The sequence below is a fragment of the Sedimenticola hydrogenitrophicus genome, from assembly GCF_029017505.1.
Taxonomy (GTDB): Bacteria; Pseudomonadota; Gammaproteobacteria; order Chromatiales; family Chromatiaceae; genus Sedimenticola; species Sedimenticola hydrogenitrophicus_A.
Map to the genome: position 1 here is coordinate 1 of NZ_JAQGEI010000053.1, position 22,593 is coordinate 22,593.

20 protein-coding genes are annotated in these 22,593 nt (G+C 58.1%); 7 read left to right on the plus strand and 13 right to left on the minus strand.

Translation table 11 applies throughout. From position 1 onward, the window contains the following. Positions 1-344: 344 nt before the first annotated feature. Together O9K64_RS21980 and O9K64_RS21985 are read left to right on the plus strand one after the other, a co-directional pair. Positions 345-686: a hypothetical protein gene (locus O9K64_RS21980; protein WP_275100267.1), complete on the plus strand. Its 342-nt coding sequence runs from the start codon at positions 345-347 to the stop codon at positions 684-686. Positions 687-695: 9 nt separating this feature from the next. Next, complete coding sequence (locus O9K64_RS21985) at positions 696-989, plus strand: heavy-metal-associated domain-containing protein (RefSeq protein ID WP_275100268.1); 294 nt, start codon at positions 696-698, stop codon at positions 987-989. Positions 990-1,037: 48 nt separating this feature from the next. Here O9K64_RS21985 and O9K64_RS21990 read toward each other — a convergent pair whose 3' ends face one another. After that, complete coding sequence (locus tag O9K64_RS21990) at positions 1,038-2,612, minus strand: winged helix-turn-helix domain-containing tetratricopeptide repeat protein (protein ID WP_275100269.1); 1,575 nt, start codon at positions 2,610-2,612, stop codon at positions 1,038-1,040. Between the two features lie 148 nt (positions 2,613-2,760). Between O9K64_RS21990 and O9K64_RS21995 the strand changes: the two genes are divergently transcribed. The 3 genes from O9K64_RS21995 to cysK all read left to right on the plus strand — a co-directional run bounded on the left by O9K64_RS21995 (position 2,761) and on the right by cysK (position 6,181). Then, on the plus strand, positions 2,761-3,135 hold the full coding sequence (locus O9K64_RS21995) for a DsrE family protein (RefSeq protein WP_275100270.1): 375 nt from the start codon (positions 2,761-2,763) through the stop codon (positions 3,133-3,135). Between the two features lie 71 nt (positions 3,136-3,206). Further along, on the plus strand, positions 3,207-4,670 hold the full coding sequence (locus O9K64_RS22000; RefSeq protein WP_275100271.1) for a pyridoxal phosphate-dependent decarboxylase family protein: 1,464 nt from the start codon (positions 3,207-3,209) through the stop codon (positions 4,668-4,670). A gap of 23 nt (positions 4,671-4,693) precedes the next feature. Then, on the plus strand, positions 4,694-6,181 hold the full coding sequence (gene cysK / locus O9K64_RS22005) for a cysteine synthase A (RefSeq protein ID WP_275100272.1): 1,488 nt from the start codon (positions 4,694-4,696) through the stop codon (positions 6,179-6,181). Between the two features lie 249 nt (positions 6,182-6,430). Here cysK and glpD read toward each other — a convergent pair whose 3' ends face one another. From glpD to O9K64_RS22045, 8 genes are all read right to left on the minus strand, one after another. Continuing rightward, positions 6,431-7,978, minus strand: a complete 1,548-nt coding sequence (gene glpD, locus O9K64_RS22010; protein WP_275100273.1) for a glycerol-3-phosphate dehydrogenase — start codon at positions 7,976-7,978, stop codon at positions 6,431-6,433. A 31-nt stretch (positions 7,979-8,009) separates the two neighbouring features. Further along, the gene (locus O9K64_RS22015; protein WP_275100274.1) at positions 8,010-8,291 is read right to left on the minus strand and encodes a DUF2160 domain-containing protein; all 282 of its coding nucleotides are present in this window, start codon (positions 8,289-8,291) and stop codon (positions 8,010-8,012) included. A gap of 16 nt (positions 8,292-8,307) precedes the next feature. Beyond that, a complete protein-coding gene (locus tag O9K64_RS22020; RefSeq protein WP_260295864.1) occupies positions 8,308-9,108 on the minus strand; it encodes a carbohydrate ABC transporter permease in 801 nt (266 codons plus the stop codon). Continuing rightward, positions 9,108-9,974: a carbohydrate ABC transporter permease gene (locus O9K64_RS22025; RefSeq protein WP_275100275.1), complete on the minus strand. Its 867-nt coding sequence runs from the start codon at positions 9,972-9,974 to the stop codon at positions 9,108-9,110. The genes O9K64_RS22020 and O9K64_RS22025 overlap by 1 nt, the downstream gene beginning before the upstream one ends. A gap of 10 nt (positions 9,975-9,984) precedes the next feature. Beyond that, positions 9,985-11,052 carry an ABC transporter ATP-binding protein gene (locus tag O9K64_RS22030; RefSeq protein ID WP_275100276.1) on the minus strand — a complete coding sequence of 356 codons (1,068 nt, stop codon included), beginning with the start codon at positions 11,050-11,052 and terminating at the stop codon, positions 9,985-9,987. A gap of 68 nt (positions 11,053-11,120) precedes the next feature. Continuing rightward, the gene (locus O9K64_RS22035; RefSeq protein ID WP_275100277.1) at positions 11,121-12,188 is read right to left on the minus strand and encodes an ABC transporter ATP-binding protein; all 1,068 of its coding nucleotides are present in this window, start codon (positions 12,186-12,188) and stop codon (positions 11,121-11,123) included. A gap of 59 nt (positions 12,189-12,247) precedes the next feature. Further along, complete coding sequence (locus O9K64_RS22040; protein WP_275100278.1) at positions 12,248-13,036, minus strand: DeoR/GlpR family DNA-binding transcription regulator; 789 nt, start codon at positions 13,034-13,036, stop codon at positions 12,248-12,250. A 350-nt stretch (positions 13,037-13,386) separates the two neighbouring features. Continuing rightward, complete coding sequence (locus O9K64_RS22045; RefSeq protein WP_275100279.1) at positions 13,387-15,126, minus strand: ABC transporter substrate-binding protein; 1,740 nt, start codon at positions 15,124-15,126, stop codon at positions 13,387-13,389. Positions 15,127-15,811: 685 nt separating this feature from the next. Between O9K64_RS22045 and glpK the strand changes: the two genes are divergently transcribed. Next, the gene (glpK, locus tag O9K64_RS22050) at positions 15,812-17,317 is read left to right on the plus strand and encodes a glycerol kinase GlpK (protein WP_275100280.1); all 1,506 of its coding nucleotides are present in this window, start codon (positions 15,812-15,814) and stop codon (positions 17,315-17,317) included. Here the strand turns inward: glpK and O9K64_RS22055 are convergent. From O9K64_RS22055 to O9K64_RS22065, 3 genes are all read right to left on the minus strand, one after another. After that, positions 17,217-17,936, minus strand: a complete 720-nt coding sequence (locus O9K64_RS22055; protein ID WP_275100281.1) for a DUF2938 family protein — start codon at positions 17,934-17,936, stop codon at positions 17,217-17,219. The two genes, glpK and O9K64_RS22055, sit on opposite strands and share 101 nt — an antisense overlap. Before the next feature lie 312 nt (positions 17,937-18,248). Then, on the minus strand, positions 18,249-19,622 hold the full coding sequence (locus O9K64_RS22060) for an MATE family efflux transporter (RefSeq protein ID WP_275100282.1): 1,374 nt from the start codon (positions 19,620-19,622) through the stop codon (positions 18,249-18,251). Between the two features lie 144 nt (positions 19,623-19,766). Further along, complete coding sequence (locus O9K64_RS22065; protein ID WP_275100283.1) at positions 19,767-20,834, minus strand: class I SAM-dependent methyltransferase; 1,068 nt, start codon at positions 20,832-20,834, stop codon at positions 19,767-19,769. A 189-nt stretch (positions 20,835-21,023) separates the two neighbouring features. On the opposite strand from O9K64_RS22065, the gene O9K64_RS22070 reads away from it, so the two are divergent. Next, entirely contained in the window at positions 21,024-22,058 is a 1,035-nt protein-coding gene (locus tag O9K64_RS22070) for a GlxA family transcriptional regulator (RefSeq protein WP_275100284.1), read from the plus strand. Between the two features lie 127 nt (positions 22,059-22,185). Here the strand turns inward: O9K64_RS22070 and O9K64_RS22075 are convergent. After that, a partial coding sequence (locus O9K64_RS22075; protein WP_275100285.1) for a class I SAM-dependent methyltransferase occupies positions 22,186-22,593 on the minus strand: 408 nt, incomplete at its 5' end.

The window sequence follows — 22,593 nt, forward strand, 5'->3', positions numbered from 1 at the left end:
AGACGGTGGTTCTTGGCTTAAGTAAGTGCCATTCGGGTCAGAGCCGGCCCGATAAGCGTTGCTGCGGCTGTGTCGCCGATGGCGAGCAGTACGGATTGCATGCATGAAGATCGACTCCGCTGGCAGGTGCTGACCCTGGCGATTTGCAGCCCACCACTGGTCCGTTCCTTTTTTCAGTTAATCCTTATAGTTGCGCTTAACCAAGTGCCATTCAGCCCTGACCTTTTTAATCCGGGTTTGAAAATTCACAAATTCATCAGAAAACCTCCATTCCGACTTCAAGCTATTGCGATACCTCCGCCCTATCATTTCACCATGCAATCAACACCAACGGAGGGAAAATCATGACTGCATATCTACTGAAGAATGAATCGGCCGGCATCGCTGCCGGCATCGCCAGCGTATTGGCATCACTTGTCGCCGGCATGTCCTGCATAGGATGGCTGGCCGGTATTGCCCTGGGTTTTAGTGGTCTGGGTTGGATAACCAGCTACAGCTACCTAACCCTGCCGGCCGCTATCGTGTCGATGCTGCTTCTGGCCGCTGCGTTGTACCTGTTCTATAACAGCAAAACCTGCTGCACCAGCAAGCGTCGCCATTTCATGAAGCGTAATCTGTTAGCGGGTTGCACCCTGGTGGTAGTCGGCATCAATCTGTTTGAATTCGTCGTATTACCCAACCTGTAAGGTGACCGCATGAAGACCAAATCACTCACACTGCTATGCGCGCTGATCCTTGCGACAGGCGGGTTCACCCAGGCTCAAGCAGCACAATCCAAGGTGGTGCAACTACAGATTGGTGGCATGACCTCTGCAGCCTGCCCGGTGTTGCTACGCTCTGCAGTCAGCAGGATGCCAGGCGTGAAATCCGTTGCGGCGAGTCTGGAAGATCACAGCGCCACCATTGAATACGATGAGGAATTGACCAGCGTGGACGACATACAGGACAAAATCGAGTCAGAGGTCGGTTTCAGCGCCACTGTACGATAACTGCAACAGGTTCCCGATGATACCGTGGCGTCGGGAGCCTGTAACCGATCAAATGCTGTGCGGCACGCCCGCTTTTTCCAAACCATCGATGTACATTTCAATCTGTTCGGGCATCTTGAGGTAGAACAGCTTTTCTCGCGCAAAATCCAGACAGAAACCTGGATTATTCTTCAGCAAAGATTTCACGTTTCTTTTTGCGGCACCCAGGCGATCCAGATAAACCAACGCCACCGCTTTGTGGGCTGTGGTCCAGTATTGACAGTTGGGTATTGTTGCCGCCTTGTCCAGCCATTCCAATGCACGCTCGTAGTCATGTTTAAACAGCAATGACAACGCACCGTAAGTGTAAAATGCCCATAGTTGCGGATCATTCGGGCTGAGTTCAATCGATTTTTCAAAGCACGCCATCGATTCATCGTAGCGCCCCTCGTAAGCAAGCGAGTCTCCCATGCCGCAATGGGCTGCCGCTAAGGTGGGATTGAGTTGAATGGCTATCGCATTTTCCATCAACGCCGCATGGTATTCACAGCGCGCCAGCAAAATGCGTGCTTTCAAGGCATGAAAACTGGCGTTCTGACCATCCAGAGACAATGCGGTATCGCAGGCATCCAGTGCGGCATCCATCAGTTGCTGGGTTGGCGGCGTATCCCAGTAAACCATCCCCATAATCACTGCATAGGCCCACCATGCACAGGCTTCGCCAAACTGTTCGTCTTTCTCACAACTGAGTTTCAGCAGCCGCTGTGCCTCCAGATTGTCCGCCCCGGTAAACTTGAAGAAATGATAGATACCCAGGTAATAACAATCCAACGCCTGGAGATTGGCGGGACGGGAGCGCACCACGCGGTTACGTTCGGCATAACCTATTTCTGGCTCAATACGCGCAACAATCTTTTCGGTAATCTGGTCTTGCAGTGAAAAGATGTCTTCTACTTCACCATCGTAACGATCGGCCCACAGGTAGTGGCCGGTGCCGGCATCGACCAGGTGCGCAGAAACACGAATACGATTGCCCGCCCGCTGTACGGTTCCTTCCACGACATAATTCACTCGCAGCTCTTCACCCAGCTGACGCACATCGATAGCCCGGTTTTTGTAGCCAAAGCTGGTATTGCGCGCCGTCACATCAATCCAGCGATGCTTCGATAAATGGGTGATAATGTCTGAAGTAATGCCGTCGGAGAAATATTCCTGATCGGGCGCACCAGACAGGTTCTCAAACGGCAGTACCGCAACCGCTGGTCGATGCGTGTTATCGGATGCCTTGAGGGGCTTTGCCGGTGCCTCGGCAACTGTTTCCACCGCCGTCTCCGGTTCATCATCAACCGTTGCGATAAACTGAAACCCCTTTTTATGTACGGTTCTTATAAACCGCTGATTTCGCGCATCGTCACCTAACAGTTGTCGTAAAGATTTGATACGACTGCTCAGAGATGCTTCGGTGACGATACGTCCTCGCCAAACCGTTTCATAGATCTCATCCTTGCTTACTACCCGATCACGGTTCTCGACCAGTAATTTCAGCAATTCAATAACTTGTGGCTCACAGCGCAGTCGCTCTCCACTCTTGCTCAGCTCAAAACGGTCGGTATCGAGAATGAAAACATTGAATCGATATCGCATGGCATTCCCCTCCGTCCTTCTCCAAATATCGAATATTCAGAAATTCTCCAGAATTAAGTCAGTGCAACTTCAAGCATTAAATCGGAGAGAGCCCTATCCTTTTTTCCACACGTAACCACTCAATCATGTAATGCAAAAGGAGCACATCATGACTACTGCAACACAACAACGGAAGTTCCTTATTAACTGCACCAACGGTGCCAACAACGTCGAGAGCGCAACCGTATCATTTATTCTGGCGCTTTCTTGCGTTTCACACAACAATGAAACGGCTGTATTCGCCACTTCCGATGCAGCCAATCTTTGCATCAAGGGCGGCACGGATAACCTGGTCGCCGACGGTTATGAGCCGCTGCAGGATCTGGTTGAAGACTTCGTAGACAACGGCGGCAGGATCTGGCTGTGCCCGGTATGCGCGAAAGCGAAAGGGATTACTGAAGATGACCTGAGGCCAGGCGTGGAGCTCGCCGGCGCCCCCCGCACCATGGATTTCCTGGCAAGCGGTGCACAGGTGATGATTTAACCTCGGATTATTGACTGCGGGGTTAGCGTAATCCCGCAGTCAATACCATTAAATTTTAATGGTAATGGCCGATGAAAAAAGAACTCGCAGAATTTGACAACATTTCACCTCGACTGGAACAGTTGGGGAGCTATCTTGATCAATACATGCGCTTTCAACATGACGACCCCATGAAACATGCTGACGCATGGCGCACAGCACTGGATATCGATCTTCCCCAGCAGGGCATTGGCATAGAGCGGGTACTACAGGAAATGGGTGAAGTGATCATTCCCAACGGTTCACAAATTCCAAACCCTGGTAGCAGTGTGTTTATTACCACCGGCGCTACCAGCATGGGCGTACTGGCCAATCTATCCGCACTGGTCGCCGCGCCACAAAGACTCGGTCTGCACGCTTTTAATTATCTTGAAGAAAAATCCCTGCAGTGGCTGGCTGACTTATTTGAATTGCCCGCTCACGTGAAAGGGGTTTACAGCAGTGGCGGTTCAACCGCCAATATCATCGCCCTGGGCGCTGCGCGCCAGTGGGCCTACGAACAAATCGGCATTGACCCGGCGAAAGACGGAATTAATCAACCTGGCAGAATTTATGCTGCGGCTGCCAGCCACCATACCATTCAACGTGCAGCAGCCGTGCTCGGCTTTGGACGGGATGCCGTTGTCACGATTGAATCTGACGAACAGGGACGGATGAAACCGGAAAGCCTGCAGCGCCAACTCGAAGAAGATGCACGTAACCAACGCTTGGGCGTTGCCATTGTCGCCAACGCAGGCACAACCAGCACCGGAGCGATTGACCCTTTGCAGGAAATTGGCATGCTTGGCAAAGAGTACAACATCTGGTTTCATGTTGACGGAGCATACGGTCTACCGGGAATTCTCGATGAACGGGTTAGACATCTTTACCAGGGAATTGAACTCATCGACTCCGTTATCGTTGATCCACACAAATGGTTAGGCGCTCCGATTGGCATCGGCGCGGCCTTTGTGCGCGACCGGGCACTGTTGCATCGCGCATTCACCCAAGGCGCATCGGATTACCTGGAAGGGTCCTGTTCGCTGGATGAGGCTGAACATTCGATGGATCAGCTTGGCATTCCATACCACGATTTTGGCCTGGAGTTATCGGCTCCTTCGCGCGGTGTCGTCGTCTGGGCACTGATCCGGGAAATCGGCAAACAGGGTTTGGCAGAACGAATCTGCCGACACAATGACATGGCACGTGAGTTGGCTAGACTGGCATCCGAGTCACCACAGCTGGAAGTGGTGCAGGCACCGACGCTTTCTATCTGCTGTTTTCGCTATATCAGCCAAACCACGCAGGACCTGAACGACTTGAACACGCGTATTCATCGCAGGCTGGTCCATAATACTCGCAATATGCCGAGTACGGTCATGATCAATGGCAAACTGGCCATCCGGCCCTGTTTTGTTGGTGCAAGAGCGCATCATCGACAGGTAACTGACCTGGTAGATGAAGTGATCAACATTGGTAACGATCTCACCTCCACTGCACAGATTTCCAATTTTTAACGGAATAAAGAGAGGGCATTACGATGGGTAAAATCTACGACAGCATTTTGGACACGATTGGCCATACGCCGGTTGTCAGAATCAACAACCTTGGTCCCAAGCACGTTAATCTGTACGCCAAGCTGGAATCATTCAACCCGATGGGATCAGTGAAAGACCGTCTTGCTCTGGGTGTCATTGAAGATGCTGAACGTAGAGGCGAACTTAAACCGGGACAAACCATCGTTGAAGCCACCAGTGGCAACACCGGCATTGGGCTGGCGATGGTCTGCGCTCAAAAAGGCTATCCTCTCGTCATCACCATGGCGGAAAACTTCAGCATCGAACGTCGACGCTTGATGCGCTTTCTTGGTGCAAAGGTGATTCTGACCCCGGCATCGGAAATGGGATCGGGCATGGTCGCCAAGGCGAAGGAACTGGCAGAAAAACATGGCTGGTGGCAATCATTGCAATTCCAGAACCCGGCTAATGCGGAGATTCACGCCAGAACCACGGCACGTGAAATCGTCGACGACTTCAACGGCATGACACTTGACTATTGGGTCAGTGGATTTGGCACCGGCGGCACTCTGAGTGGCGTGTCCCGGGTATTGAAACAGGAGATACCCAATACCCGAATCATGGTCTGCGAACCCGACAATTCACAGATGTTGGCCACTGGCATTCCACAGCAACGTAATGCCGACGGGTCGCATAGTGCAAGTCATCCAGGTTTCCAACCCCACCTGATGCAGGGCTGGACGCCGGACTTTATTCCCAAGCTGGCTGAAGATGCATTTGCAGCCCATAACATCGATGGCTATATCCCGGTGAATGGAAAAATCGCCATGCAATGCGCCAGAGACCTGGCGTGCAAGGAAGGCATCTTCGTCGGTATCTCTGCCGGCGCAACTTTTGCCGGCGCATTACAACTGGCGGAGAAGGCCCCTGAGGGCACCAACATCCTGTGCATGCTGCCGGATACAGGTGAACGCTACCTGTCTACCCCGCTGTTCGATGGCATCTCCAACGACATGAATGAAGAAGAGATCGCCATATCGGTATCAACTCCACGCTTCCGTTTCGACGTCGAAGAAGCACCCGACGAGGAAGAACCTGCAGCCGCAGTGGAACTGGATGAAGCGGCGATAGCCGAGATCAGGAAAATCGTCGAAGATCGGTCAGAACCGGTGGTCATGTTCGCGCTCGAATGGTGCGAATTCTGCTGGTCGGTAAGAAAGATATTCGATCGCTATGGCGTCGACTATCGATCGGTAGATATCGACTCGGTTGAATACCTGGAAGGTGATCGCGGCAAAAAAATGCGTGCCGTATTAAACCAGCAAAACCAATGGAAGACACTACCGCAGATTTACCTCGGTGGAGAATTCATTGGTGGCTGCACCGATCTGTTTGATGGAATCAACAATGGCAAGTTCGCTGAGATCATGGACCGGTGCGACATACCGTACAACAAAGCGGAGAAGGTCGACCCCTACAGTTTGCTGCCAGGATGGCTGCATCCACGTTAACCCAATAGTGGCATTAATCATGGCCCAATGATTTATTTCACCCCGTTATCTGCCGGATGAAATAGACAGGTTGCATGGTTACCTGAAATGCACCCTGTAAGAGGCCCGCCCCCGGGCCGATTTCGCGGCGAGGCGCCGCTCCTACAGGTTGATTTTTGCAATGATCGGGTTAACGCAGTTAGGGGTTGGAGTGATCACTCCGGCCCCTGTCACACGACAAGTCCATCGTTATAAATTGCGCACGCCCGATTAACCATGATGTACATCCGGCCCGGCCTCCGATTGAGGCGAATGATCTGTCTGCATCCATTCATCCAGCGCCGCGATTTGTTCCGGGGTCATGCCCATGCCCTGCTTGGTCCGACGCCAGACGACATCCTCCGCCGATTCGGCAAATTCATAGCGCATCAGGTAACGAACTTCCTGTTCATACAATTGATTACCGAAGTGCAACCCCAGATCGATCAGTTGGCTGCAACCGGCCAGCAGTAGATGGAGGTCGGTGCCATAGTGGCCGACATAATGAGCGATCAACGCCTCGGGCAGTTCCGGATAGCGTTTTTGGGCCATCGACAGGAAGTGTCGGAAGTCGGCATCGGCCATGTCCCCGCCCGGCAGGTAACTCTCTGCCGTCCAGGCGCCTCCATCTATCGGCAGACAGCCGGAGAGTAGATCCAGCACCTCTTCGGCCAACTTGCGGTAGGTGGTGATCTTGCCCCCGTAGATCGACAGTATCGGTGCCTGCTCCCGGTCCAGATGTAGGTTGTAATCGCGGGTCACCTTCGATGCGTTGCTGGCGGCATCGTCATAGAGTGGGCGCACACCACTGAAACTCCACACCACATCCGCCGGTTGCACAGGTTTGCTGAAATACTCGCTCACCGCCTGACAGATATACTCCACCTCTTCGCTGGTGATCTCGGCTTTGTCCGGCAGCGACGCCAATTCGATATCGGTGGTGCCCAACAGGGTGTAGTCCTGTTCAAACGGGATGGCGAACAGTACCCGGCCATCGGCATGCTGAAAGATATAGGCATACTCGTGATCAAACAGCTTGGGCACGACGATATGGCTGCCCTTGACGAAGCGCACCCCCTTCGTCCGCCCGACCGCAACGCCGCTGGCCAGTACCTGCTCGACCCAGGGACCGGCGGCGTTGACCACGGCCCTGGCCTGTACCCGGGTGACCACTCCATTGCGTTCGTCCCGCAGCGTCGCCTCCCAATGGGACGGATGGCGGGCCAGGGAGATGCAGCGGGTGTGGGTTTTGACCGTGGCGCCACGCAACTGGGCATCACGGGCGCTGAGCACTACCAGTCTGGCATCATGTACCCAGCAGTCGGAATATTCGAAACCGGCGCGATAGCTCGACTTCAGCGCGGCACCGGCCGGGTGGCGGCGGAGATCCACGCCATTGGAGGGCGGCAGGAGTTTTCTGCCACCCAGGTGATCGTACAGGAACAGACCGATCCGGATCATCCATTTGGGACGCAGCGCCTGGTGATGCGGCAGGATGAAACGCATCGGGTGGATGATGTGGGGGGCTGTGCGCAGCAACACCTCACGCTCCTGCAGGGCGTGACGCACCAGCTTGAAATCATAATACTCCAGATAGCGCAAACCGCCGTGGATCAGCTTGGTGCTGGCGGACGAGGTGTGCTGCGCCAAATCATCCTTTTCACACAGATAGACCTGCAGCCCCCGACCCGCCGCATCCCGGGCCACACCCACACCATTGATACCGCCGCCGATAACCAGCAGGTCAAACAGGGGCTGTTGAGTCTCATCAAGCGACATGGTCAGCTATTCCGTTTCCGATACGGGCGGGTCACACCCACTTGAATACCGCAATGAAGTAGGCAATGGAGATAATCAGGGCGCCCCACAACGGCGTCCCCATCACCCCCAACCAGGCCAGATGAATGAAGGCACTGCCCAGTATCGAGATGAACAGCCGGTCACCGCGCGTGGTATCCAGACCCAGCACGCCGCGCCGGGGGTTCCCCCCGGGACTGAACTTTTCCCAAATCCCCATGGTGGTAATGGCCAGGGCAATGAAGATAAAAAAGGCGACGGTCGGCCAGGTCCAAGCCATCCAGGATAAGCCCATAATCGATCCTCCCAGATCAAACCCGACCAAGGGCAAAACCCTTGGCGATGTTATTGCGTACAAACCAGATCACAAATGCTCCGGGGATGATGGTCAGGGTGCCGGCCGCGGCCAACAGGCCGAGCTCATAGCCGGAGGTGCTGGCGGTTTTGGTCATGATCGCGGCAATCGGTTTGGCGTCGACCGAGGTCAGGGTCTTTGCCAGCAGGAGCTCGACCCACGAAAACATGAAACAGAAGAACATGGCGACACCGATACCGGCGGCAATGGTCGGCAGGAAGATCTTTATAAAAAATCGCCAGAAGGAGTAACCATCAACAAAGGCGGTCTCATCCAGCTCTTTCGGGACCCCGGACATGAAGCCCTCCAGGATCCACACCGCCAGCGGGACATTGAACAGTGCGTGGGCCAGGGCCACAGCAATCGGCGTATCGAACAGCCCGACCGCCGAGTAGAGCTGGAAAAAGGGCAGGGCAAAGACCGCGGGCGGCGCCATGCGATTGGTCAGCAGCCAGAAGAAGAGATGCTTGTCGCCCAGAAACCGGTAGCGTGAAAAGGCGTAGGCGGCAGGCAGTGCCACCGTGACCGAGATCAGGGTATTGATCGTGACGTAGGTGATCGAGTTCAGATAGCCGACATACCAGCTCCGGTCGGTGAAGATCGTAACGTAGTTCCGCAGCGTAAACTCCTGGGGCCACAATGAAAAACCCCCCAGGATTTCATTGGTGGTCTTGAACGACATGGTCACCAGCCAGTAGATCGGCAGCAGCAGAAAGAGAATATAGAGTGTCGGGGGGAGCCATTTAACGTGTTTCATCACTGCTCCTCGTTGCGCATCATCAGGGTATAAAAGATCCAGCTGAGCACCAGAATGATCAGGAAGTAGATCAACGACATGGCGGCCGCCGGACCCAGGTCGAACTGTCCAAGGGCTATCTTGACCAGGTCGATGGAGAGGAAGGTGGTGCTGTTTCCCGGACCGCCACCGGTCAGCACAAAGGGCTCGGTGTAGATCATGAAGCTGTCCATGAAACGCAACAGGATGGCGATGGTCAGCACCCGCTTCATCTTCGGCAGCTGAATGAAACGGAACACCGCCCAGCGGCTGGCGCCGTCAATCCTGGCCGCCTGGTAGTAGGCCTCGGGAATCGAGCAGAGTCCGGCATAGGCGAGCAGCGTTACCAGGGAGGTCCAGTGCCAGACATCCATCAAAATAGTGGTGAACCAGGCCGCCAGGGGTTGCCGGGTAAAGTTGTAATCGATGCCGAGACCGTTGATCATCTTGCCCAGCAAGCCGATCTCCGGCAGTGCGAAGATATTCCACATGGCGCCGACCACATTCCAGGGAATCAACAGCGGCAGGGCCATCAGCACCAGGCAGACCGAGACCCATACCCCCTTCTTGGGCATGGTCAGGGCGATGGCGACACCCAGCGGAATCTCAATGAGCAGGATGATGCCGGTAAACGAGAGCTGCCTCAGCAGCGAGGCATGGAAGCGCTCGGAGTGCAGCACCTCTTCAAACCACCGGACCCCCTCCCAGAAAAATACGTTGTCGCCAAAGGTCTCCTGGACCGAGTAGTTGACCACGGTCATCAGAGGTATCAGGGCGTTGAAGGCCACCAGCAGCACCACCGGCGTGACCAGCCACCAGGCCCTGTTGTTAATTGTCTTATTACTCATCGCGATACCCTCATGTCAGTATCCAGTGATCCGCATAGAGATGGGTATGTGCCGGATCGAAAAGGATGTGGGCACGATCCGCGGGGATCGCCTCATCCTCCGGGACCACAAGCTTGATCGCCTGCCGCTGGTAACGGGCCTCGACAATCCGGTAGCGCCCGACGTCGTTGACCTTGACGATATCCACGGCCAGCCCTTCGCGAGACAATTTGACGAACTCCGGCCGGATTCCGATCTGCAGTTGGACCCCCGTGTCGGGCGGGGTGAACGGAGCGGATACCTCCAGCGGGTGGCCGTCGATCGTCGGCTTGCCCTCGCGAAGATCGCAGGCCAGCAGATTCATGCCGGGGGAGCCGATGAAATGGCCCACAAAGGTGTGGTTGGGTCGCTCGAACAATTCCACCGGGGTGCCTATCTGAACCACCACCCCTTCGTGCATGACCACCACCTTGTCGGCGAAGGTCAGCGCCTCGGTCTGGTCATGGGTGACATAGATCATGGTGGCCCCGACCTGTTGATGGAGCTCCTTGAGCTTCGAACGCAGCAGCCACTTCAGATGGGGATCGATCACCGTCAGCGGCTCATCAAACATGATCACATTGACATCGGGGCGGACCAGTCCCCTGCCCAGTGAAATCTTCTGCTTGCCATCGGCAGTCAGGCCCGAGGCCCGCCGCTTGAGCGACCCCTGCAGATCCAGCATCTGTGCAATCTCATGCACCCGCTCCCGAATCTTGTCCGCCGGCATGCCGCGGTTGCGCAGCGGAAAGGCCAGATTGTCGTAGACCGTCATCGTGTCATACACCACCGGAAACTGGAAAACCTGCGCAATATGGCGCTGATCCGATGGCAGGTCCGTCACATCCACATCATCAAACAGTACCCGACCCTCGGTGGGTATCAGCAACCCGGAGATGATGTTCAACAGCGTGGTCTTGCCACAGCCGGAGGGTCCGAGCAGGGCATAGGCGCCGCCATCCGACCAGGTGACATCCATCTCCTTGAGTGCCCAGTCGCCCGCGCGCATCAACTCTGCGCTATAGCTGTGACGGATCTTGTCGAGGGTGATTTTTGCCATTTAAGCGCCGCCCGTCTGCGATGAGACCCCGTGGGATCTCGTGGTGAATGGAAAGTGGCTGCGGTTTGTCATGTTTCGATCCGCCGCAAATCCGAATCAAAGTAGAAACAGCGATTGGTCTGCAGATAGAGCCGGGCCATATCGCCCACCTGGTAGAGATGGATACCGTGCGACAGCGAGACCCAGGTCGACTCCGCCACCTGCACGTGTACCACGCTCTCCGAACCGCTGATCTCGGTAATCATTACCCGTCCCTCAACCTCGATAGCCCGTTCGCCGACCGGATGGAGATTGATATGGTGCGGCCGGAAGCCGAGGGTATAGTCACCATCGGCCAGTCCGGCAATCCGCTCGGGAACCGGCCAGCTGACCGATTCGGAGAGATAAAATCGACCACCGCGTTTACTGATGCGGCTGGTATTGATCGGTGGATCGGAGAAGACCTGGGCGGTGATCAGCGCCCGCGGGGCGTGATAGAGTTCCGCCGTGGGCCCGTACTGGGTCACCCGCCCCTCACTCAGGGTGGCGGTGTGCCCGCCCAACAACAGCGCCTCCATCGGTTCTGTGGTAGCGTAGACCACTGTCGTATCGGTGCCCTGAAACAGCTTGGGCAACTCCTCGCGCAACTCTTCGCGCAACTTGTAATCCAGGTTGGCCAGTGGCTCGTCAAGCAGTACCAGGTCGGCGCTTTTTACCAGTGCCCTGGCCAGTGCCGTGCGCTGTTGCTGTCCACCGGATAACTCGTTGGGCATGCGATCCAGCATCGGGGTCAGCCGCATCAGCTCGGCCACCTGGCCCACCTTCTCCTTTATCTGGCTTGCCGAGGTGCGCACCACCCGTAGCGGCGAGGCGATATTCTCATAGACGGTCATGTTGGGATAATTGATGAACTGCTGATAGACCATCGACACATTGCGTTTCTGAACCGCTATGCCGGTGACATCCTGGCCATTGAACCAGACCTCGCCCCGGGTTGGCCGCTCCAGCCCCGCCATCAGCCGAAGCAGCGTGGTCTTGCCGGAGAGGGTGGTCCCCAGCAGCATGTTGAATCCGCCCGCCTCGAACTTCAGGTCGGTTTCATAGATATGGGTATCGGCCCCCGACTGCTTGATCACCCTTTTCAGTTCAATAGACATCGGGGTTTCCTGTCTGATCACTGACCCACCGTGCCGGCACTGACTGGTGCTTCATATGGTCAAGCCTCGGAGGTGATGACAAGGGCCACATCGTGCGCCTTGCAGAGTTCGTGAAAGCCGTGTGGTGGGCGTGAATCGGTGACCAGATAGTCGATCTGGGAAATGTTCCCGATACGCACCGGCGCATTGCGCTCGAACTTCATGGCATCGGCCACCAGAATCACCGAACGTGCATTGGCGATGATCTCCTGAGCCACTTTGACTTCACGCGGATCGTAATCGAGTATGGTGCCGTCCTCCTCCAGCGCCGAGGCACCGATCACGGCGTAATCGACCTTGAACTGGCGGATGAAATCCACCGTTGCATCACCGACAATGCCACCATCCTCGCGTCGAACCACCCCACCCGCGGTCATCACCTGAATCGACTCGCAGTGACGCAGGGTATTGACGACATTGATGTTGTTGGTGATCACCAGCATGCCTATATGGTTGACCAGATGGCGGGCAACCTGCTCGGTGGTGGTCCCGATATTGACGAACAGCGAACAGTCATCCGGTATCAGCCGGGCGGCGTGTTCGCCGATTGCACTTTTCTCTTCACTGGCCAGTCGGCTGCGTGCCTCGTAACCTAGGTTGGAGACACCATCGTGGGCGATGGCGCCGCCATGCACACGCTGCAGCAGCCGCAAGCCGCAAAGCAGATTGAGGTCCCGCCTGATCGTCTGAGGCGTGACGTTATAGCGTAGCGCCAGTGAATCCACTTCAACTTCACCGTCGCTTCTTGCATGGTCGAGGATATTTCGTTGACGCGCATTCAGATTGGAATCTTTGGAAATCGTGATCACGGTATTTACTTATTCTCTCAAGTTTCGGAGTTCATTTCACAAAGCCCGAATCGCTGAATTTGTAGGGTGGATAAGCTTGCGCATCCACCATGATCAGATGGCGGTGGATGCGCCGATGCTTATCCACCCTACAGGTACCGCGAATTCCGAAGCTTGAGTTTGAACACCTTCATTTTACCCTGCGTGAGAAATACTTATTTTTGCAATCAATAGGTTAAGAGATATTTATTGCCGAATTTTAACCCCGAAACTTGAGTTATTTTGTTTTAGATCGTAACGGGAGAGGTGAAACCCGCCGCGGGTCGACCGGTCCATGAGCAGACCCGCGGCACCTCTTGGTTAGGCAGCCGTCAGCTTGCTGACTGCCAGCGCTTCACCAGCTCATCGTAATCGATGGTTTCGCCTTTCGGTTTCTCATTATCGAGCTTGGCCTTCGGGGATCCCGGTTTGTTGAGCCAGACCGCAGGGTCCTGCATTTCGTTCAACCGGGGACCGCAGCCGCCGTAGATATTGGCCTGCTCATCGGCACGCTGCATCCTGCCCATGGTGGTATCCATCTCCTGCGCCAGACGATCCATGGCCTCTTGCGGCGTGAAGGCTCCCGAGTTGACGTCACCAATCTGCTGCCACCAGATCTGTGCCAGTTTCGGATAGTCCGGCACATTGACGCCCGTGGGGGTCCAGCGGACCCGGTCCGGCGAGCGATAGAACTCGACCAGTCCACCCAGCTTGGGCGCCCGTTCGGTGAAGGAGGCATGGCGGATATCGCTGTCGCGGATCGGGGTCAGGCCGACATGGGTCTTCTTCAGGGAAACCGTCTTGGAGACCACGAACTGGGCATACAGCCAGGCCGCCTTGCGCCGATCGACCGGGGTGGATTTGAACAGGGTCCAGGAGCCGGCATCCTGATAACCGAGTTTCTGTCCCTCTTCCCAGTAAGGCCCGTGGGGAGATGGCGCCATGCGCCACAGCGGCATGCCTGCGTCATCCACGGTATTGTTGCCATCGCTCTTGGGCGCGACCATGGATGAGGTGAAGGCGGTATACCAGAAGATCTGCTGTGCGACATTGCCCTGGGAGAGCGCCGGTAGTGACTGGTAGAAGTCATAGTTGGCAGCGCCAGGCGGTGCATATTTACGTAACCACTCATCCCATTTGCGGATCGCGTAGACCGCTGCCGGACCGTTGGTGGCCCCGCCGCGGGCGACCGATGCGCCGACCGGGTTGCAGGAGTTCTCTTCCATCCGGATGCCCCACTCATCGACCGGACGACCGTTCGGCAACCCCTGGCTGCCGGCCCCGGCCATCGACAACCAGGCATCGGTCATGCGCCAGCCCAGATCGGGGGCCCGTTTGCCGTAATCCATGTGGCCATAGATTCGCTGGCCGTCGATCTCCTTTACATGCACGGAGAAGAACTCGGCGATATCCTCATAGGCCGACCAGTTGACGGGCACGCCCAGCTCGTAGCCGTAGCGCTCCTTGAACTGCGCTTTCAGCTCCGGACGCTGGAACCAGTCGTAGCGGAACCAGTACAGGTTGGCGAACTGCTGATCCGGGAGCTGGTAGAGTTTGCCATCCGGGCCGGTGGTGAAGGAGATCCCCATGAAGTCGTCGAGATCCAGCATCGGATTGGTGACGGCCTTGCCCTCGCCGGCCATCCAGTCGGTCAGGTTGATGGCCAGTTGCAGCCGGGAGTGGGTACCGATCAGGTCCGAATCGTTGATATAGGCGTCGTACAGATTCCGTTTGGTCTGCATCTGGGTCTGCACCGCCTGAACGACCTCACCCTCCCCCAGCAGCTGATGATTGACCTTGATGCCGGTGATCTCCTCGAAGGCCTTGGTCAACACCTTGGACTCGTATTCATGGGTGGGGATGGTCTCGGAGAGGACGTTGATCTCCATCCCCTTGAACGGTTCGGCGGCCTTGATGAACCACTCCATCTCCTCGAGCTGTTTATCCTTGTTCAGCGTTGATGGCTGGAACTCGCTATTGATCCATTTCTCAGCATCTGCCTTGTCGGCAAATACCCCCGGTGAGAAACAGAGTGCAGTTGTCGCGAGCACGACAGCAATATTGGTTCTCATTTAACTCTCCTCCGGTTGATTATTATGTCGCATTGAACGGTTGACACTCGCACATATAAATTTCGTTTAGGCTATAATATGTGTTCGTATGAGCAATAATATGACTTATTTCGAACATTGCAACCACAAAAAAATCACTTTTTATTCACATATATGTGCAGACAATGGCCAAGCATCCCCGTGGCTTTACTGGCTGCAAGGAAAAAAAGGCGATATTTGACCGGAATGGCACTTACTTAAGCCAAGAACCACCGTCATCCCGGCGCAGGCCGGAGGAGTGGTGCAGGGATGCACCGTTTACGGACCTAAGGATGGCATCCAGACCGCTTAGTGGTGGCGGTATTCCTGGATTATTCGCTTCGCTCACCCTTCGGGCCGACTTTCAGTCGTTCAACGCGCTTCGCGCTTTTGTCCGGCCTGCGCCGGAATGACGAAAATCCTGCAATTCGCCTTAAGTAAGTGCCATACATATTTAACCGATTTTCTTGGTTTGAAGTCGTACAATCGTCGGTTAGCGGAGTGGCTCACTCGCTACGAATATCCACTCTCGGGTACCCATTGGGCCAAAAACGAACCGATTGCGGCTATTATTTGTTCGTTTTTTCAGATTAACGAACATCAGCCGGTTGGGTTGCCGGCACAACTGAGCCACAATCTAAAGATAAATTGAGCCATGGAGCGTGAAATGTCAGACAATCCACTGATTCTCAGCATTGACCAGGGAACCACCAGTTCACGTGCCATGCTGTTTGAGCGGGATGGTCAGTCATGCTTCTCCACCCAGCAGGAGTTCGCACAGCACTATCCCCAGTCCGGCTGGGTTGAACATGATCCGGAAGAGATCTGGTCGACCACCCTGTCGGTGGCCCGGGATGCGGTCGCGGCCAGCCGGGCGATGGGCAGAACGATTGCCTCGCTCGGTATCACCAATCAGCGGGAGACCACCGTGGTCTGGGATCGTCGGAGCGGCGCGGCGATCTATAACGCCATTGTCTGGCAGGACAGAAGAACCTCTGAGCAGTGCCAGGCACTCAGACAGCAGGGCCATGAACCAACGGTCACGGAGAAGACCGGATTGCTTCTGGACCCCTATTTTTCCGGCAGCAAGCTGGCCTGGATCCTGGACCATGTGCCCGGGGCCCGCGACCGGGCCGAGCGGGGGGATCTGGCCTTCGGCACTATCGACAGTTTTCTGCTTTGGCGACTGACGGGTGGACGGGTTCACGCCACCGACGCCACCAATGCGTCCCGCACCCTGCTTTTCAACATCCATCAAAACCGCTGGGACGAGTGGATGTTGGCCCTGCTGAATATCCCGGCGGCGTTGCTGCCCGAGGTGAGAGACAGCGCCTGTGACTTCGGCCAGACCGACCCCGACCTGCTGGGGGAGGTGTTGACTATCGGCGGCATCGCCGGTGACCAGCAGGCCGCGGCGTTCGGCCAGGCCTGTTTTCAACCGGGGATGATCAAGAGCACCTATGGTACCGGCTGTTTTGTCGTGATGAACACCGGCGACCAGGCCGCGCAGTCGAAAAACCGGTTGCTTACCACCATCGGTTATCGCCTCGGCGGAGAGACAACCTACGCCCTGGAGGGCTCGATATTCGTAGCCGGTGCCGCCGTCCAGTGGTTGCGGGATGGACTGGGGTTGATCGGCTCGGCAGAAGAAACGGAGTCCCTGGCACAGGCTGCCGGACACAACAAGGGGGTCTACCTGGTCCCCGCCTTTACCGGGCTCGGCGCCCCGCACTGGGATGCCGAGGCCCGCGGCGGGCTGTTTGGCCTCAGCAGGGGGACCGGGATTCAGGAGATAGTCCGGGCGACCCTGGAGTCGGTCTGCTACCAGACCTACGATCTGTTTCAGGCCATGGCGGAGGATGGCGTCCAGCCTACCCAGCTTCGGATCGATGGCGGCATGGTGAAGAACAACTGGCTGTGCCAGTTCCTGGCGGACGTGCTGAATATTTCGGTGCAGCGCCCGCGGCAGACCGAGACCACCGCGCTGGGCGCCGCCTATCTGGCCGGTTTGCACAGCGGCATCTATGACTCGTTCGATGACCTGCAGCAGAACTGGCAACAGGAGGCCGAATTCAGCCCCAACCTGCCGGCCGCCGACCGGGATGCCCTGTTGCAGGGCTGGCAGCAGGCAATAAGACGAATAAAAAGTGACTACTGCCCTCTATCCGAATGATCGGCGAGGGGCTGGACGCACTGCAAGACCTTAGCGGCATGGCGGGCGGCGGGGCGCCGTTGTCGTAGTAATCGGCGTCGGTGACCGCCGCGATGGACGCGGCCGGATCGGCTCCGGCCAACGAAGGCCGGGGCGCGCCCGCCAGCAGACCGGCCGCCAGCACGCCGGCGTAGAGCCCTAAGCCGAACACCAGGTGGGTGTTGACGGTCACCACCGTCATGGCCCACCGATTGGGCAGGCGCCGGGCCATGACGCCGAAGCCGAGGGCGGGCTGCATGACCAGCCAGGGCGCGACCAGGGTGGCGAGGCCGAAGGCGAGCGCGCCAAAGAGGCCCGGACCCACCCCGGGCCACAGCCGGACGATCGCCAGATAGAGGCCCGCGTAGGCAATGCCAACCAGGTAGTGAAAGGTCCAGCCGATGGCGGCCTCGCCCGCCACGGGGGCCGCAGCGGCGATCGAGCGGTGGACGAACCTGCCGCGGGGCATACCGGCGACCCAGCGCCCGATCAGCCGCCAGTTGGCGATCGGCAGCCCGGCACCGCGCTTCAGCAGCTGTTGCCAGAGGTCGGCCAGGGTGGTGGCGATCACGCCGATGAGTGCAGCTCTCAGAATCTCCATCCACTGCTGTCCCATAAAATCTTGCATTGTGCCATTACAACCCATTGTTTATGAATGATATTGAAACCAACAACGAAACACGAAGACATGCAAAGGCAATTAGTGCGTCCCTTCTCCCCCAGGGAGAAGGACAGGATGAGGGGGTTCAAATAATCAACGAGTTACCTTATCCAATCCCCTCACCCCAACCCTCTCCCGGAGGGAGAGGGAGTTTATGGGACAGCAGTGATCTCCATCATTACTTCTCGCATCCCTTTGTGAGCGGGAGACGGCCCCGCTGGAGGCGGGCCGTCAAGCCTTAAGGTCGCGCTGCTACGTCTCTGCCGCCATCGCCATGCGCAGCGTGCCCTGTTTGCGCCAAAGCCTGGTGAAGTAACCCAGCATGCCCAGGCCAAAGGTTGCGGCTCCGGCGGCCAAGCCCAGCCAGAGCGCCAGGGCGCCCGTATCGAAGAGCACAATCAGGGCGACAGCCGTCGCGCCGCCGATCCCCCAGATGCTGACGAGCGAGATCATCATCGGTGTTCGCGTCTCTTTGACGCCACGGAGTACGCCGCTCAGCACGGTGCCCGCGCACAGCAGCGGTTGATAGGCGGCCAGCACGCCGAGAAAGAGAGCGGCCTGGTAGACCACCGGGGTCGCCGGGTCGCCGGTACCCAGCAAGGCTTGCGCGATGGCACCGCTCGCAGCATTGATGATGGCCAGGTAGGCGCAGCCGACCAGGAGCGCAAGCCACAGGGCCGTCTTCGCGGTGCACGCCACGGCGTCGTGGTCGCCGCTACCAGCGAAGTAGCCGATACGAATCGTGGCGGCATGCGCGAGGCCGAGCGGCAGCGCGTAGATGACGCCCGCGCAGCGCAACGCCACCGCATGGGCGGCCAGCGCATCGGCGCCGAAGACGCCCATGACCACGGTCGAGAGCAGCGCCGCGCCCACCTCGCCGAGGCTCAGGATGCCGATGGGCAGGCCGATGCACAGGATCTCCCGAAAGCCAGGCCAGTCGGGTGTCAGGAAACGGTCGAAGAGCCGGTAGCCGCGCGCCCGCTGGTCGCGGATCAGGCAGCCCAGCATGAAGGCGAACATCACCGCCGCGGCGATCGCCGAGGCCACACCGGCCCCGGCCAACCCCAGCGCCGGCATGCCCAGGTAGCCGAACATCAACGCGTAGTTGGCCAGCGCATTGAGCGGTAGCGCAAGCGTCGCGGCGGCCAGCAGCAGCCGCGTGCGCTGATGCGCCGAGAGGTAGTGGTGGCAGACCATGACGCCCAGCATGGGGACGAAGGCAAAGGCCAGCGTGTGGGCATAGGGCGCTGCGAGCGCGGCAATTGCCGCGTCAACACCGATCTGCTGCAGGACGAGCGCGGCGCTCCACACCAGCGCCGCCCCGGGCAGGCCGACGAGAGCCGCAGCCCAGAACCCTTGGCGGGTAACGCGTTCGATCGCCCGCGAGTCGCCCGCACCGCGCGCATGGGAGACGAGGGGTGCGACGGCGGCGACGATCCCCGCCATCAGGTAGAAGGCGATGGACTGCAGATCGCTGGTCGCGGCGCCGGCCGCCAGGGCGGTGCGACCCAGCCAGCTCATCATCACGACGTCGGTAACCGACATCGCCATGAAGACCAGGGAGGCCAGCACCAGCGGGCCGGCCAGTCGGCACAGGGCAAGCGTCTCTTTCGTGTACAGGGTCATGGTCTGTTCCCGTGGGTGGTGTGTCGTGCCGGTGCAGCGGACGGCGACAGTGCATGATCTGTCGAAACCAGTTCATTTCTGCCAGAGCAGTCCGGGGCGAGGTACCGTGTCCCGCGTACTGCCGCGGGACACGGCGCCGCTGGGTTACAGCCGCGCTTCGAGGATCAGGTTGAACGGCGTCTCGGCTGCGCGTCGAAAGTGGCTGAATCCCGCCTTGCGGAACACGTCGGCAATCCGCGTTTCGCCCGCCTGCGCGCCGAGTACCAGGTGCCCGCCCTCCGAAATCGAGTGCGCGCAGCAGAGCGTCGTCGATGCGGCATAGTAGAGCCGTGCGACCGGCGAAATGTTCTCTTCCACCCGGTCGTTAGCGAAGGGCTCCACCAGCATGACGGTGCCATCGGGCGCCAGTGCTTCGGCGGCGTGGCGTGCCGCGGCCAGCGGATCGCCCATGTCGTGCAGACAGTCGAAGAAGCAGATCAGGTCGTAGCCGCCGCCGGGATAACCGGCTGCGGTCTGCGTCGCGAAGCTAACGCGGTCGCCGACGCCGGCCTCTTGCGCATTGCGGCGTGCCTCGGCGATGGACTGCTCGTGCACGTCGAAGCCGTAGAAATGCGAACCGGGAAACGCCTCGGCCATCAGCACCGTGGAGTGGCCGTAGCCGCAGCCGATGTCGGCCACGGTGCAGCCGGCCTCGAGTTTTCCGATCACGCCATCGAGCGCCGGCAACCACTCGGCAACCAGACTGCCGCGGTAGGCGTTGCGGTAGAAGGCTGCGACACCGCAGTAAAGCCGTCCGTCATGATCGCCCCAGGCAACGCCGCTGCCGGTGCGGAAGGCTTCCACAGCCTTGGCTTCGTCGAGCCACATGGACGCCGGCACGTTCCAGGCATGGGGGATAAAGTACGGGCTGTGCTCGTCGGCCAGCACCACCGCGTGCTCAGGGGAGAGCTCGTAGGTGTCACTGATCGCGTGGAAGTCGACATAACCGCCGGCGACCTGGGAGTTCAACCACTCGCGCACATAGCGCTCGGCACAGCGCGCACGGCTGGCCAGCTCCTGCGAGCTGACTGGCCCGGCGCCGGCCATCGCCTTGTAGAGACCCAGCTTGTGACCGAGGCTGACCATCACACCGCCGTAACCGGCAGAGAGGTCGCCGACGGCGCGATTGAGAAATGTTTCCAGTTTGTGCTGATCGATTGTCAGGGCATCCATCGAGGTGTTCTCCTGCAGGTGGTGCGGACGGGACTATCCCGGCGCTGGAAGAATGATCGCCGGTGCCGCCCCGGGAGGGCAGAGCGTGATGAGTCAGAACCGGTTCGTTTATGTCGGTGCGGGCCGGTTTTGCGGAGCGGGGGCCGTTTTTGTGGCGCTTGATGGTCTTCGTTGCTAAGCTCAAACGCGATGAGAATCCAAACCCCCGTTCACGGCGCGGACCCGGTGCGCATCAGTATCGTCGCCATCCCGGATGCGGTGATCTCCACCTTGAGCGGCATCTACGACGTGATGAACGCATTCAAGATCATGGGCGCTACGGCAGCGGAGCATGCGCCCGCGGCGCCTTTTGACATCGAGATCGTCGGCGAGCGCCCGGGGCCGCTCGACCTGGCGAGCGGCGTGCCGATCAGCGTCCAACGCGGCATCGACGAGATCGCCGCGACCGATGTGATCATCGTGCCGTCGGTGCTGCTGCGGACGAACGCATGGGAGCGCGGACGCTACCCGCGGCTGGTCGCGTGGCTCACCGCCATGCACGCGCGTGGCGCGCTGCTCTGCTCGGCCTGTTCGGGGCTGTTTCTGCTCGCCGAGACAGGGCTGTTCGACGGCAAGGACGCGACGGTCCATTACGGCTATGCGCAGACGTTCGCCGCCACCTACCCGGCGGTGCCCATCCATCCGGAGCGTGTGCTGATGATCGCCGGGCGGCGCGAGGAGCTGATCAGCTCCGGCGCCTCCATGACCTGGCACGACCTGGTGCTCTACCTCATCGCCCGCTATGCGGGATCGACCGCGGCACAGGAGGTGGCACGGCTCTTCGCGCTGCAGTGGCATCAGGACGGGCTTGCCCCCTACATCGTCTTCGAGGGCCGCAACGATCACGGCGATAGCACCATCCTGTCCGCCCAGCAGTGGCTGGCGACGCACTTCTCCGTAGCGAGCCCCGTGGAAAAGATGATCAAGCGCTCCGGTCTCTCCGACAGCACATTCAAACGCCGTTTCACCCAGGCGACCGGGCTGGCACCCATCCACTACGTGCAGCGGCTGCGCATTGAAGATGCCAAGCGCCGGCTCGAACGCACGGAGGCGTCGGTCGATGAGATCAGCTGGCAGGTGGGTTATGAAGAGCCCGCGTTCTTTCGCCGCCTCTTCAAGCGGCTGACGGGCGTCACTCCGGGCGCCTACCGGCGCCGTTTTCGCATCCCGGATTTCGCCCGCTGAGCCCGGTTGTCACACCGTCAACAGCGTGTTGGATGGGGTGCTGAGCGCCGGGTCGGCATGAAAGTCGCGCACCAGCACGACGTAGTCGCCGCACAACAATTAAATCATGCCCCGGTTTTTCCGCCTTCTATTTTTCTCCGACCGCTATATAGACAAAGCCACCATACAATTCGGTGACGGTTACATTTCGGAAATAGGTCTTCATTACTTCCCATGGTTTTCGTTCAGCAAGGTCCAATGTAACGCCAAATGGTTTGGTGATAGCGACCCCAAGCTTCGCTACCCAAAGCGGCCACTGTTCAGGCTTCTTGAAATCCAAGAGTACGAACCTGCCGTCATCAGCGAGGGCGTGCCACGCTCGTTCAATGACGGCTTGATACTCTGGGACGAGCGTTAGAGCGAAAGAAGAAAAGATGCCATTAACATTACTTGGGAAAGAGTACATGGCTGCGTCGCTCTGAACGAGGAAAACATTTCGCCATCCACTCTTCCTAACTCTCAATTCGGCTTGCTCCAACATTGCATCCGTAAGATC

Excerpts from the sequence above, each read along its gene's own strand:
- O9K64_RS21980 (WP_275100267.1), top strand. The coding sequence starts at position 345 with ATGACTGCATATCTACTGAAGAATGAATCGGCCGGCATCGCTGCCGGC.
- O9K64_RS21985 (WP_275100268.1), top strand. The coding sequence starts at position 696 with ATGAAGACCAAATCACTCACACTGCTATGCGCGCTGATCCTTGCGACA.
- O9K64_RS21990 (WP_275100269.1), bottom strand. The coding sequence starts at position 2,612 with ATGCGATATCGATTCAATGTTTTCATTCTCGATACCGACCGTTTTGAG.
- O9K64_RS21995 (WP_275100270.1), top strand. The coding sequence starts at position 2,761 with ATGACTACTGCAACACAACAACGGAAGTTCCTTATTAACTGCACCAAC.
- O9K64_RS22000 (WP_275100271.1), top strand. The coding sequence starts at position 3,207 with ATGAAAAAAGAACTCGCAGAATTTGACAACATTTCACCTCGACTGGAA.
- cysK (WP_275100272.1), top strand. The coding sequence starts at position 4,694 with ATGGGTAAAATCTACGACAGCATTTTGGACACGATTGGCCATACGCCG.
- glpD (WP_275100273.1), bottom strand. The coding sequence starts at position 7,978 with ATGTCGCTTGATGAGACTCAACAGCCCCTGTTTGACCTGCTGGTTATC.
- O9K64_RS22015 (WP_275100274.1), bottom strand. The coding sequence starts at position 8,291 with ATGGGCTTATCCTGGATGGCTTGGACCTGGCCGACCGTCGCCTTTTTT.
- O9K64_RS22020 (WP_260295864.1), bottom strand. The coding sequence starts at position 9,108 with ATGAAACACGTTAAATGGCTCCCCCCGACACTCTATATTCTCTTTCTG.
- O9K64_RS22025 (WP_275100275.1), bottom strand. The coding sequence starts at position 9,974 with ATGAGTAATAAGACAATTAACAACAGGGCCTGGTGGCTGGTCACGCCG.
- O9K64_RS22030 (WP_275100276.1), bottom strand. The coding sequence starts at position 11,052 with ATGGCAAAAATCACCCTCGACAAGATCCGTCACAGCTATAGCGCAGAG.
- O9K64_RS22035 (WP_275100277.1), bottom strand. The coding sequence starts at position 12,188 with ATGTCTATTGAACTGAAAAGGGTGATCAAGCAGTCGGGGGCCGATACC.
- O9K64_RS22045 (WP_275100279.1), bottom strand. The coding sequence starts at position 15,126 with ATGAGAACCAATATTGCTGTCGTGCTCGCGACAACTGCACTCTGTTTC.
- glpK (WP_275100280.1), top strand. The coding sequence starts at position 15,812 with ATGTCAGACAATCCACTGATTCTCAGCATTGACCAGGGAACCACCAGT.
- O9K64_RS22055 (WP_275100281.1), bottom strand. The coding sequence starts at position 17,936 with ATGGAGATTCTGAGAGCTGCACTCATCGGCGTGATCGCCACCACCCTG.
- O9K64_RS22060 (WP_275100282.1), bottom strand. The coding sequence starts at position 19,622 with ATGACCCTGTACACGAAAGAGACGCTTGCCCTGTGCCGACTGGCCGGC.
- O9K64_RS22065 (WP_275100283.1), bottom strand. The coding sequence starts at position 20,834 with ATGGATGCCCTGACAATCGATCAGCACAAACTGGAAACATTTCTCAAT.
- O9K64_RS22070 (WP_275100284.1), top strand. The coding sequence starts at position 21,024 with ATGAGAATCCAAACCCCCGTTCACGGCGCGGACCCGGTGCGCATCAGT.